The following is a 12,142-nucleotide window of genomic DNA, read 5'->3' as shown; positions in this document are numbered from 1 at the left end:
GTAAAAACTCCTTACTGTAAAGCAGTATGATCATATATTCTGCAAAAATCAAAAATAAAATAATTATGGGTGTAATTAACAAAACAGCAATATAGGCCTGATGCAGTACCGTCTCCCTTATTTTGATTATATCATCTGCTATGGCAGCAAGTCGGGGATAATAGTCGGTGGACATGGCATTAAAAATCATCCCCACATAGGAGTTGATAATCACAATACCCGCGTGATAAAACCCCACTTCTGCCACACTTCCGGTATTACTGATAAACAATTGTACTAAAAACATTCCAAGCGCCACCAGAAGGCTACTAATGCTCATCATCACCCCCAACCTAATCATTTCCTTTCCCTGAGAAAATGCCACTTTTGTTGTTACCTTTTCGGGTTGAAGTCGCACTTTTTTTGCAAAATACCAACTGAACAAAAAAGTCATTAAAAATGAAATCAGGATAGCCGGTGCAATGGCATCAATTCTAAAATAATAATAAAGAGGCACAACTATGACAAGTGCCACAGCACTTCCCATTAGATTGGCTTTGGCGAGAGACTTTAATTTTCTTAATCCCTGCAGCACTACTAAATTTCCATAAGCTAATTGCTTAATTAAAATAGCAAAGGCAATCCATATAAATGCCAATGTAAAATCGGTAGAATCAAATGCCCACAGACTTAGAAAAGGAGCTAGAACAATTGTTAATACTGCTCCCAGAATTCCTGTAAACCAAACAAGCCTTCTTAAAACTCCAAGTACCCTGACAATTTTCTGCTCGTCTTTTTTTCCAAAAGCAGCAGAAACATCTTTAACAGCACTGCGATCGAGCCCGGCACCGGTGAGTTGGCTGATAAAATTAAGCGTAGTATTCAACAAGCCTGAAATACCCATCCCATAAGGCCCCAGCAACACAGCAATGACTTTGGAACGTATGACAGCGATGAGAATTTGAAATACCTGTACCCCACCAAACAAGGAGGTGGCTTTAAAGACTTGACGGTATGCACTGCGGTCTTCGTTCATACTTGCCCGCGAAGGCGGGTATCTCGTAAATGATTATTCTTTTATAAAATCTAGTCTCTAACGACTACCCTCTAATATCTATTCACTACTTCAATCACCCGTTCCACTTCATCTGTTGTCATCACCGGACTCATCGGCAAGCTAATCACCGTGTTGTGAATTTTTTCCGTTACCGGAAAAGTCAATTGATTCCACTCGCTAAAAGCTTTTTGCCTGTGTGGTGGAATGGGATAATGAATCAAAGTGCCTATGTCGTTTTCTGTAAGGTATTTTTGAAATTCATCCCTGTTGTCTGTTCGCACAACAAACAAGTGAAACACATGCGCATCAACTTCAGGTGCTACAGGTAAGATGACTTTTGGGTTGGAAAGTTGCGTGAGATAGGTTGTTGCAATTTCCCGGCGGCGTTTGTTATCTGCGTCGAGTTGTTCTAATTTGATGCTTAACAGTGCTGCCTGAAGTTCGTCCAGACGCGAATTGAACCCCGGTAAATCATTTACATATTTTGTTTTAGCGCCGTAATTCCGGAGCATTTTTACAACATCGGCTACTTCGTCATCGTTGGTGGTTACTGCTCCACCATCGCCTAAAGCTCCGAGGTTTTTGGTAGGGTAAAAGCTGAATCCGGCGGCATCTCCTAAATTTCCGGCATTTTTTAACCTTGAGTTTTGAACTTTAAACCTTGCTCCATGCGCCTGGGCTGCATCTTCAATCACAAGCAAATTATTCTCCTGGGCAAAAGCATTTACATGGTCCATATTGGTGATTTGCCCATAGAGATGTACCGGCATAATGGCTTTTGTTTTAGGGGTAAGGACTTGTTTTAGTTTGGTTATGTCAAAACCGTAGGTTTCGGCTTCGGCTTCTGCCAGGACGGGGGTCAATCCGGCTTGTTTGATGGCGAGTATGGTAGCGATATAGGTGTTTGCTGCAACGATGACCTCATCGCCATCTTTTAGTTTTCCAAGTACTTTATAGCTTTCCAAAATGAGTCGCAGGGCTTCAAGTCCATTGGCTACACCAATGCAGTGTTTTGTACCGCAATAATCGGCGAAGGCCTTTTCAAATTCCTTTACTTGGTTTCCCAAAATGTAATAGCCGGAATCGAGAAAGTCTTTAAAAACTTTCTGAAATTGGGATTCAAACCGGGCATTGATTTTTTGAAGGTTTAAAAATGCGGTTTTCATAATTTTATTAAATATCGATCCTGGTTATAGGGTTTCGCTCCAAACTCTTCTTTATACTTGCTTAATCCTTTATTGTAGGTTGTTCCGTCACCTGTATTGGTAGTTCCCAGATCAAAATGCGAAAAACCTTGTTTTTTAAAATATTCCAGAAGACTAATGTATAAATAATCTAACGCTCTGTATTCTTTTCCTATTGCATTGACGACACCATATTGTGACTTTACTGTATTTCCTGATATGAAAAGAGTCATTCCCGCAATCAGTTCATTATTTAGCAGCACATTGTATTGAATAATGTTGTCCGGAAATTGATTCATCAACTGTTTAATTTCACTTGTAGAATGTACAGGAGCATTTCCGTATTGTTCTTTAAGAACAGGTATCAATAAATCATTCCAAAAGGAATCGGAATTTGAGGTTTTTACAATTTTCAACTCCTCCCACAATCCTTTCTTTTTAAATTTTAATTTTGATTTGTGTATTTGCAATGGTTTTTCAAGGTCAATAAAATAATTCAAATCACGTCTTTGCAAGTGTGCTTTGTTACTAAACATTACATATTCAAGGGCACTACTATACTCAGACTGGTAAGGCATTGGCAACACTTTAATAAGCAATTCATCATATCCCTTTTCTTTTAAATAGCTTTTTACAGCTTCGAAAGATGTATTTACTTCATCCAAACCCATACTTTCATTAAAAATAAGTCCGCCATAAGTCAAACCTAAATGGCTGCAATATGTACTTTCTAACGTATGACCCGGTAAAATTGCCTGAATTTTTTCTTTCTTAAACACCATCAACGAATGATCTGTAAACCGATCTGAATGGTATTCCATAAAGTCACGATAAAACAAAAAGGTGGCATTTTTGGAAGTACGCACAAAGTCGTCCCACTGTTGTTTGAATTTGGGTTGGTATTTAATTATTTTGTAATTCATCAATTTCTTCGGTGTTTGGAGGAAATCTCAAAGACATGTTCCAAGATCTTTTCTTCGATCTGATCAAACTCGAGGTTTCGTCTTTTCATCACTTCACGGGCTACTTCAAAGGCTTTGTCGGTTTTAAAGGTTGTCATTCCGGCAGCGCCGCCCCAGCTAAAACTAGGTATAAAATTACGCGGGAAACCGCTTCCAAAAATGTTAGCACTCACACCCACTACGGTCCCGGTATTGAACATGGTGTTGATGCCGCATTTGCTGTGGTCACCCATCATCAGACCGCAAAATTGGAGTCTGGTGCGGGCAAAATTTTCGGTTTCATAATTCCATAAGCGCACTTCGGCATAATTGTTTTTTAAATTGGAATTGTTGGTATCTGCACCCAGGTTGCACCACTCACCTATCACCGAATTGCCTAAAAAGCCGTCATGAGCTTTATTGGAATATCCAAAAAACACCGAGTTGTTTACTTCTCCGCCAACCTTACAATGAGGACCCACCGTGGTGGGACCATAAATTTTTGCACCCATTTTCAAGGTGGAATGATCACACAAGGCAAACGGACCACGAATGGCACAGGCTTCCATAATTTCGGCATCTTTACCAATGTAAATAGGTCCTGCACTGGCATTGAGCGATGCCAGTTCTACTTTGGCACCTTCTTCGAGGAAAATGTTTTCTTTATGGATGCAAAAAACACTGTTGGGTATGGGTTGAGATTTTCGTCCTTGTGTAAGCAATTCAAAGTCGCGTTGAATAGCTTCACCGTTTAACCGGAAAATATCCCAGGTATTGGAAATTTTCAGCAAATCATCGTGGGTGTATTGAATGACTTCAAAATCATCAAAATTCACTTTCTGATTGTTTGTAAAAAAGTATGCAATGGGACGGTCATCATCAAACAATGCCTGGTTTTCCTGAAGGTTTTTTACAATACCGGCCAGGTTTTCTGTGGGCAGATAAACCGGATTGATTTTTATGTTTTTATCGAGCGTGGTTTTTGAAAATTTCTCCGAAAGATAGTCTTGTGTTTCAGATGTGGTGGAAGTGTTGAGGTGTTTTTCCCATTTTTCGCGTAAGCTTAAAATTCCCACTCTTATTTCTGCTACCGGACGTGTATAGGTAAAGGGCAATAAATTGTTGCGCTCCGGTCCGTCAAATAATATAAAATTCATGGTTGCTGTGATTCAATGTTCAGTAAAAGTATTGAAAATTATGGTAAAATTGGAAACAAAAAAGCCTTCGATGACTCGAAGGCTTTTAAAAAAATATAATGCGAAATAATTATTTCTTGAATTTTGAGTATTTGTTCTTGAACTTATCGATACGCCCGGCGGTATCTACCAATTTAGATTTACCGGTATAGTATGGGTGAGAAGTTCTGGAGATTTCCAGTTTTACCAATGGATATTCTGCTCCATCCACTTCAATTGTCTCTTTTGTAACTGCTGTAGATTTTGTAAGAAACACATCTTCATTAGACATGTCTTTAAATGCTACTAATCTATAGTTTTCCGGGTGAATTCCTTGTTTCATATTGTAATGCTTTAAAAATCGTCGCTATTTTGAGGATGCAAATTTAAGCATTATTTTCAATTGAGCAATAAAAGTTTTGAAAAATAAATTCGTATTTTGAAAATAAGATTACTGCCTTAGCAAGATTAAATGTAACGATTTTCTATATTTGTGTACTAACTATCCAAACCAAAACTAAAGAATTATGGAAAATCAAAAGAAATCATTCAAGCAAATTGTAACTACTCACGGTCTTTATTTAGCTTTAGTGTCAATTCTACTTTTAGTAGTGATGTATGTAACCAATACTAATCAAAACTGGGCAATTAGCTTAGTGAGTTTTGCTCTAACTGTTTTAATTCTGGTATACGCCATTAAGACCTTTAAACAGCAAAACGAAAACTACCTAAGTTTAGGTGAAGGCTTAAAAGTTGGAGTGGCTACTGCCGCCATTGCTGGTGTGTTAGCCGGAGTTTATGCATATTTACATTATAGTTTTATTTATCCTGAATATATTGACACCGTTATAGATGAAGCAAGAATGCAAATGGCTGAACAAAGCCAAGGAATGACTGAAGAACAAATGGAACAAGCTTTAGGTTTTACTGAATCTTTCACAACCCCTTTTATGATGGCCACATTTTCATTGATTGGTAGTTTATTTTTTGGGTTCATCATATCATTGATTGCCAGTCTCATAATGAAAAGAGAAAGACCGGCTGAAATCTAAAATCAATGAACTTATCCATCGTCATTCCATTATTAAACGAAGCGGAATCATTGAATGAATTACACCATTGGATTGCAGCTGTAATGCAATCCAGTGGTTTTTCATATGAAATCATTTTTATTGATGATGGAAGTACTGATGGAAGTTGGGACATTATTTTAGCACTCTCCAAAAAATATCCCGAAGTGAAAGGCATCCGCTTTTTGAGAAATTTCGGAAAATCACAAGCGCTGCATGCCGGTTTTGAAAAAGCTTCCGGAGAAGTAGTGATCACTATGGATGCCGATTTACAAGACAATCCAGAAGAGATTCCAGAACTGTACAATTTAATTAAGGAAGGAAACCACGATTTGGTTTCAGGGTGGAAAAAGAAAAGGTATGACAGTAAACTCACTAAAAACTTCCCTTCCAAACTTTTTAATTTTGCTGCCCGAAAAACTTCGGGAGTTCAATTAAACGACTTTAATTGTGGGCTAAAAGCCTATAAAAATGAAGTTATTAAGAACATTGAAGTCACCGGCGAAATGCATCGGTATATTCCTGTTTTGGCAAAAAATGCCGGTTATTCCAATATTACTGAAAAAATTGTTCAGCATCAGGCCAGAAAGTATGGCACTACCAAGTTTGGTGTAAACCGTTTTATGAATGGTTTTTTAGATTTGATTACCATTTGGTTTTTAAGCCGTTTTGGCAAACAACCTATGCATCTTTTTGGTGCTTGGGGCGCATTGATTCTTTTTATTGGTTTTTTGTTGACACTGTATCTAGGTATTGACAAAATGTTTCTCAACCCCGGCGGCAGACTTATCACAGACCGACCCCAGTTTTACATAGCCCTTACCGCTATGGTGATTGGGTCTCAGCTATTTCTGGCAGGTTTCTTGGGCGAAATCATTTTAAGAAACAATAAACACAAGGAAAATTATAAAATCAGTGATCAGGTCAATCTTGATTAACGATTTTCTAACAAATCAATCTCCCCAACTTTAGTTACCTTTGTTTTTTTTAAAAACTAGTCACTTCTTATGATCTATATCAAACCTGAGATACTTGAAAAAGTCAATCAATGGCTTACACCTGTTTTTGATATCAATACCCAGCAACAAATTAAGGAACTTATCGCTCATAACCCCAAAGAACTGGAGGAAAGTTTTTACCAAAATATATCTTTTGGCACCGGAGGCATGCGAGGAATTGTAGGTGTTGGTAATAATCGAATTAATAAGTACACGCTCGGGAAAAACACGCAGGGGATTTCCAATTATATTAAAAAACAATTTCCGGGTGAACACCATCAGGTAGCTATTGCATACGATTGCCGTCACAACAGCGCTGAACTTGCCAAAGTGGTAGCCGATGTTTTTTCTGCCAATGATATCAAGGTTTATTTATTTTCAGAATTGCGCCCCACTCCTGAGCTTTCATTTGCCGTAACCCATCTGGAGTGCCACTGTGGTATTGTTTTGACAGCTTCCCACAATCCACCGGAATACAATGGTTATAAAGTGTATTGGAACGACGGTGGACAATTGGTGCCGCCACAAGATGTAGAAGTGATTGAAGAAATCAATGTGCTTAAATTTGAAGACATTCAGTTTGAAGCTAAAGAATCTTTAATTCAGTATATTGACACTGATATAGACGAAGCTTTTATAAATGCATCGTTAAAAAACGGAAGCTTTGGCACTTCAAAAGAAAGCAAGGCAAATTTAAAAATTGTCTTTACTTCATTGCATGGAACATCCATTAAGTTAAATCCGATTGTACTGGAGCGCGCCGGATATAGTGATGTACATATTGTAAAAGAACAAGCCGAACCCAATGGTGATTTCCCCACCGTAAAATCACCCAATCCTGAAGAACCCGAAGCCTTAAAAATGGCCCTTGCGCTGGCAGACAAAACCAATGCCGACATCGTCATTGGAACTGACCCTGATGGAGATCGACTGGGAGTTGCTGTGAGAAATCCCGATGGCAGAATGACCTTGTTAAACGGCAACCAAACCATGGCCATGATGAGTGATTTTCTACTGAATTTTCATTCCAAAAACAACAGCCTGCAAGGAAATGCCTTTATAGCATCAACCATCGTTTCAACCCCAATGATGCTTAAAATAGCTGAAAAATATACTACCGAATGCAAAGTGGGTCTTACCGGTTTTAAGTGGATTGCTAAAATGATTAAAGACCACCCGGCTCAACAATTTATTGGCGGCGGCGAAGAAAGTTTTGGATATATGGTGAGTGATTTTGTGAGAGATAAAGACTCGGTGACTGCCACTTTACTGGCTTGTGAAATGGCCGCTCAACAAAAAGAAAAAGGAAAAACACTGTATGACTACCTCATCAGTTTGTATCAAGAACACGGTTTTTACAAAGAGCACCTCGTGTCAATGGTAAAAAAAGGGATTGAAGGAGCTGAAGAAATCAAACAAATAATGGTGGAATTAAGAGCAAATCCGCTGAAAGAAATAGCCGGTTCAAAAGTGACTCTTCTGGAAGATTATCAAACGGGGATTGCTAAAAACCACTTGACAGGCTCCGAAAAAAAAATTAACATTCCGACGTCCAACGTACTTATATATTATACCGAGGATGGTACAAAGGTTGCTGCCCGACCCAGTGGAACCGAGCCTAAAATCAAATTTTATATCAGTGTGAATTTACCTTTGCTAAATGAGGGTGATTTTAAAGGAGTGTCAGAAAAACTGGATGAAAAAATTGAATCAATTTTAAAGTCAATGAACATATAAACTAAAGACTTACCTTTGAGTTGACTTTAAAAATCAAACATTATTGATGAAATACTTCAAGAAAATCCTTCGCTTTGCAAGACCATATAAAACGTATGCTCTACTAAATATTGTCTCAAATATTTTTTATGCATTGTTCAGTACGTTGGCAATGCTATCGCTTTTTCCTATGATGAAGGTGCTTTTTGGCAATACAGAACAACTCAACACCAAACCGGTATGGACCGACTTAGGGAATGCTAAAAATTATATTGAAGACTCTTTAAATTTTTTCGTAACACAAAAGAAAAGCGAAGGTGTTGATGATGTGTTGATTTTTATGGTCATACTTGTTATAAGTATGTTTTTATTAAAAAATATTTTCAATTACCTGGCCATGTATTTTATTACCTTTTTACGTAACGGAGTGCTTAAAGACGTGCGCAACGCGATGTACAAGAAAACCATTGAACTCCCACTTTCCCACTATTCTGAGAAACGTAAAGGAGACACCATTGCCAGAATCACCAGTGATGTTTTAGAGATTCAACATTCATTTTTATCGATCCTGGAACTTATTGTCAGGGAGCCGCTTACTATAATTTTTACTATTGTTGCAATGTTTCTGATAAGTGTTGAGCTCACTATATTTGTATTTATATTTTTACCTGTTTCAGGCTTTATTATCTCTTTGATTGGTAAATCACTCAAACGAAAATCAGACAAGGTTCAAAAAGAACAAGGATATTTTTTATCGATTCTAGAAGAAACTCTGGGTGGATTAAAAATCATAAAAGGTTTTAATGCTGAAAATATATTTACGAATAAATTTAAGTATTCAACCCAAAGGTTTTACAACTTTTCAAACAAACTACTCAACCGGCAAAACCTGGCATCACCGGCAAGTGAATTTCTGGGAATTTCAGTAATAGCAGTACTGCTGTGGTATGGTGGAAGAATGGTATTGATCGACGGCACTCTTGACCCTGAAATGTTTATTGTTTATATGGGGCTGGCTTATCAAATATTAACTCCTGCAAAAGCAATCTCCAAAGCTTCTTACAGTGTTAAAAAAGGAAATGCAGCAGCTGAACGCATTCTGGAAATACTAGAAACAGAAAATAACATCAAAGACCATCCTGATGCTATAGAAAAAAATGATTTCAAAAGTAACCTAAATATCAATACTATTTCATTTAAGTATGATGACGAATTGGTCTTGAAAAACTTCAGTCTTGAAGTACAAAAAGGCCAAACAGTAGCATTGGTTGGTCAAAGCGGCAGTGGAAAAAGTACCATTGCCAATCTTTTAACCCGGTTTTATGATGTAAATAACGGAGCAATTACAATTGATGGTATTGATATTCGAAACATTCAATTACACTCCCTCAGAAATCTAATGGGTCTTGTAACTCAAGATTCTATATTGTTTAATGATACTGTGAGAGGCAACTTGAAGATTGGCAAAGAAAATGCCACTGATGATGAAATCATTGAAGCCTTAAAAATTGCTAATGCCTGGGAGTTTGTTGATAAATTGCCCTTAAAACTTGACACCAACATTGGTGATAGTGGAAACAAACTAAGCGGAGGTCAAAAGCAACGACTCAGTATTGCTCGTGCTGTATTAAAAAACCCACCCTTGATGATACTTGACGAGGCAACTTCAGCACTTGACACTGAAAGCGAACGCCTGGTTCAAAATGCCCTTGAAAAAATGATGCAAAACAGAACTTCAATAGTGATTGCACACAGACTCTCCACTATTCAGAATGCAGATCAAATAATTGTGTTGTCAAATGGAGAAATCATGGAGCAGGGAACTCACCCTGAGTTACTTGCCAAACGAGGGGTCTATTTTAATCTTATTGAAATGCAATCATTTGATTAAATTTGATAAAATAAAAATCCATAAATAAAAATAGCGAACTTATTAAGTTCGCTATTTTTTTATTCTGTCGCTTTATTTGGGGCACAAAGCAACAAAGCTTTGCATAAGTAGACTGTAAAAGTAATTTAGAAAATTGAATTCTCCAAATATATTTTACTTTTTATCCTATTTTTTTGTATTTAATCGATTTATATATGATTTTATTCAACTATATTCCTACAATATTAACACGCTTTTTAAGTTCCGCTTTGTGTGTTGACTATAAATATTTAAAATAAAAGGCAGGTCCTTTAGAACCTGCCTTTCCCAAACTTGTTAACTATTACAATTGGGGCATATAATAGTAAACATAACCGCATAAGATGGTGTAAAGATACTAAGTTTTTTCTTACAAAAAAATAAAATATGCTTTTTATCTATGTTTTTTGCGTTTTATCTATTATTTAACTCATTTTAAGTTTTTTAATAAACTTGATTTTAATCCTTTTGCTATATATTTAGTCTAACATTAAACTCATTTCTTTGTTAGAGGAAACAGAATTCATAAGCAAACTCAAATCTGAAGAAACTAAAGACGCTGCGTTTAAGAAGCTGATTAGTTTGTATCATAAGCGCTTATACTGGCATATCAGGAAAATGGTATTCAATCACGATGACAGTGATGATGTACTTCAAAATGCATTCATAAAAATTTATAAAAACATTCATTTGTTCAAAGGGGAAAGTAAGCTATACTCGTGGATGTATCGAATTGCTACAAATGAAGCAATCACATTTATTAACAAAAAAGCCAAGCGCAGCGGCTTTACCTCAGAAGAGTTGAAGCAACACTCACTAAATAGCCTTGAAGCTGATGTTTATTTTGATGGAACTGAAATACAGCTAAAACTTCAAAAGGCCATTGCAAGCCTTCCCGAAAAGCAACAGTTAGTTTTTAATATGAAGTATTTTGATGACTTGACCTATGAGGAACTCTCCGAAATTCTTGACACTTCAGTAGGGGCTTTAAAAAGCTCCTACCACATTGCTGTTAAAAAAATAACCGCTTTATTAACTGAAAATTAAACCATTTATAAAAATTTAAGTCTTATAAACAAGATGAATAAGAACAAGATACATATTAAAAAGCACGGATTTAGGACACCCGAAGGTTATTTTGACAATCTGGAGGCTGAACTTTTTGCCACAGTTACTGAACGTTCAATAATGCAAGAGGAAATTCCTTTTAAAGTACCTGAAAACTATTTTGAAACACTTCCAAAAATCATTGAAGCCAAAACGATTTCCCAAAAAAAACAGTCAACAGTCATATCCTTATTTTCAAAGAAATCTATGCGTTATGCTGTAAGTATAGCAGCTGTTTTTGCTGTACTATTTTCAGTAGTTATATTTCAGAGTAATTTAATTTTGAAACCTAATGAGTCATTGAGTGAGGTTTCTTATTACATTGAAGATGAATTGGTTCAATATTCAGACATTGAGCTTCAGGAACTTTTTTCAGAGCTATCTATCGATGACGAAACTTTAAATTCATCCATTTCAGATGAAGAAATTCTGGATTATCTTTCATACAGTCTAAGAGATGATCATATTTTTAACGAATAAAAAGCAATCCCCATGAAACAACAATTAAGCATTCTAATCCTTACAATCGCTTTTGTAAGTTTAGGTTTTGGACAAAAGAAAAGTTATGATGAAATTAAAGCATTAAAAACAGCCTTTATTACGCAACAACTTGAATTAACCTCATCAGAAGCTGAAAAATTCTGGCCTGTTTATAATTCCTATAATACTGAACTTATAAAATTGAGAAGAGAGAACCGCGATCGGGTCAAATCAGCTTTTAAAGGTGATGTTGCCGCAATTTCAGAGCAAAAAGCTACTGAACTGCTTCAGCACATCAAACATCAACGCGATCGAGAAAACACCCTGGAAACCGAACTTGAAAATGATTTGCTTATGCAACTTGGAGCAAAAAGGGTACTAATGTTAAAAAAGGCTGAATATGAATTTAAAATGCAGCTTTTAAAAAAGTACCGCAGTAGAAAGAAATAATCAGATTATCTGAAGGTAAGTTTGGAGATTTTATTATTTCCGGAAGCAAAAGCCACGCTATCGTTGACAAATTCTA

The 12,142-nt window shown here is 36.6% G+C and carries 12 protein-coding genes; 7 read left to right on the top strand and 5 right to left on the bottom strand.

What is annotated here, in order from left to right; translation table 11 throughout:
* The 5 genes from AACY61_RS02165 to AACY61_RS02145 form a co-directional block, all read right to left on the bottom strand.
* Positions 1 to 1,015, bottom strand: a 1,015-nt coding sequence (locus AACY61_RS02165; protein WP_339609751.1) for an oligosaccharide flippase family protein, incomplete at its 3' end; no start/stop codon positions are given.
* A 71-nt stretch (positions 1,016 to 1,086) separates the two neighbouring features.
* Positions 1,087 to 2,202, bottom strand: coding sequence for a DegT/DnrJ/EryC1/StrS family aminotransferase (locus tag AACY61_RS02160; protein ID WP_339609749.1), 1,116 nt, complete (start codon positions 2,200 to 2,202; stop codon positions 1,087 to 1,089).
* Positions 2,199 to 3,143: a GNAT family N-acetyltransferase gene (locus AACY61_RS02155; protein ID WP_339609747.1), complete on the bottom strand. Its 945-nt coding sequence runs from the start codon at positions 3,141 to 3,143 to the stop codon at positions 2,199 to 2,201. The genes AACY61_RS02160 and AACY61_RS02155 overlap by 4 nt, the downstream gene beginning before the upstream one ends.
* Complete coding sequence (locus tag AACY61_RS02150) at positions 3,143 to 4,318, bottom strand: GlmU family protein (RefSeq protein WP_339609745.1); 1,176 nt, start codon at positions 4,316 to 4,318, stop codon at positions 3,143 to 3,145. The genes AACY61_RS02155 and AACY61_RS02150 overlap by 1 nt, the downstream gene beginning before the upstream one ends.
* A 109-nt stretch (positions 4,319 to 4,427) precedes the next feature.
* A complete protein-coding gene (locus AACY61_RS02145; RefSeq protein WP_339609743.1) occupies positions 4,428 to 4,679 on the bottom strand; it encodes a type B 50S ribosomal protein L31 in 252 nt (83 codons plus the stop codon).
* A 184-nt stretch (positions 4,680 to 4,863) separates the two neighbouring features.
* Between AACY61_RS02145 and AACY61_RS02140 the strand changes: the two genes are divergently transcribed.
* The 7 genes from AACY61_RS02140 (at position 4,864) to AACY61_RS02110 (ending at position 12,066) form a co-directional block, all read left to right on the top strand.
* A complete protein-coding gene (locus AACY61_RS02140) occupies positions 4,864 to 5,388 on the top strand; it encodes a DUF4199 domain-containing protein (protein ID WP_339609741.1) in 525 nt (174 codons plus the stop codon).
* Positions 5,389 to 5,393: 5 nt separating this feature from the next.
* The gene (locus AACY61_RS02135; protein WP_339609739.1) at positions 5,394 to 6,344 is read left to right on the top strand and encodes a glycosyltransferase family 2 protein; all 951 of its coding nucleotides are present in this window, start codon (positions 5,394 to 5,396) and stop codon (positions 6,342 to 6,344) included.
* Between the two features lie 69 nt (positions 6,345 to 6,413).
* Entirely contained in the window at positions 6,414 to 8,141 is a 1,728-nt protein-coding gene (locus tag AACY61_RS02130; RefSeq protein ID WP_339609737.1) for a phospho-sugar mutase, read from the top strand.
* 46 nt (positions 8,142 to 8,187) lie between these two features.
* Entirely contained in the window at positions 8,188 to 10,011 is a 1,824-nt protein-coding gene (locus tag AACY61_RS02125) for an ABC transporter ATP-binding protein (RefSeq protein WP_339609735.1), read from the top strand.
* A gap of 522 nt (positions 10,012 to 10,533) precedes the next feature.
* On the top strand, positions 10,534 to 11,076 hold the full coding sequence (locus AACY61_RS02120) for an RNA polymerase sigma factor (RefSeq protein WP_339609733.1): 543 nt from the start codon (positions 10,534 to 10,536) through the stop codon (positions 11,074 to 11,076).
* A 33-nt stretch (positions 11,077 to 11,109) separates the two neighbouring features.
* Positions 11,110 to 11,616: a hypothetical protein gene (locus AACY61_RS02115; protein WP_339609731.1), complete on the top strand. Its 507-nt coding sequence runs from the start codon at positions 11,110 to 11,112 to the stop codon at positions 11,614 to 11,616.
* 12 nt (positions 11,617 to 11,628) lie between these two features.
* The gene (locus AACY61_RS02110) at positions 11,629 to 12,066 is read left to right on the top strand and encodes a hypothetical protein (protein ID WP_339609729.1); all 438 of its coding nucleotides are present in this window, start codon (positions 11,629 to 11,631) and stop codon (positions 12,064 to 12,066) included.
* Positions 12,067 to 12,142: the final 76 nt, after the last annotated feature.

The sequence above is a fragment of the uncultured Planktosalinus sp. genome (assembly GCF_963973675.1).
GTDB lineage: Bacteria > Bacteroidota > Bacteroidia > Flavobacteriales > Flavobacteriaceae > Planktosalinus.
The sequence above is the reverse complement of the archived record's forward strand: the minus strand, read 5'-3'. Positions and strand labels throughout refer to the sequence as shown.